Annotated in this window: 1 protein-coding gene and 1 pseudogene; both read right to left on the bottom strand. The window is 80.8% G+C overall.

Going from position 1 to position 428, the window contains the following annotated elements; genetic code table 11:
- Positions 1-186: pseudogene (locus IH13_RS43075) on the bottom strand (energy-coupling factor transporter transmembrane protein EcfT); the annotation flags it as partial.
- A partial coding sequence (locus tag IH13_RS0132510) for a GPS-CTERM domain-containing protein (RefSeq protein ID WP_031090112.1) occupies positions 183-428 on the bottom strand: 246 nt, incomplete at its 5' end. The pseudogene IH13_RS43075 and the gene IH13_RS0132510, both read right to left, overlap by 4 nt.

The raw sequence follows: 428 nt of genomic DNA, 5'->3' as shown, positions 1-428 counted from the left end.
CGCCACCACATAGCCCGCCACCCCGGTCAGCAGCCCGAGCAGCAGCGGGTTGGTCGTCCGGGACGCGGCGGTGGCCAGCCCCAGCGCCCACAGCCACCAGGCGCCGGCCGGGACCGCGTTGCCCCGGCTCGCCGCGGGGGCGCGCAGGGCAGGGGAAGGCCGGGTGAGGGCCGGGGCGCGGTTCATCGGCGGCGACGGGCCCGCAGGACGCCGGCGGCGCCGAGCACGAGGACCGCGCCGCCCCCCACCAGGACGCCGGCCGAGGGGCCGCCGCCCTGGTCGTCGCGGGAAGCCCCGGCGGTGGACGGCGGGGCCGGGGCAGGGGTCCCCGCGGAGGAGGCGTCCTCGCCCACCTGCTCGCCGCAGCCGGCGCGCGGGTAGCCGGAGATCGCGCAGAGCATCGCGGAGCCGTCGTACCGCAGCGGCTT

It is taken from the genome of Streptomyces sp. NRRL WC-3549, assembly GCF_000721935.1.
In the GTDB taxonomy this organism is placed as follows: domain Bacteria; phylum Actinomycetota; class Actinomycetes; order Streptomycetales; family Streptomycetaceae; genus Streptomyces.
Note: the sequence above shows the minus strand (reverse complement) of the source record. Positions and strands in the feature narration are given on the sequence as shown.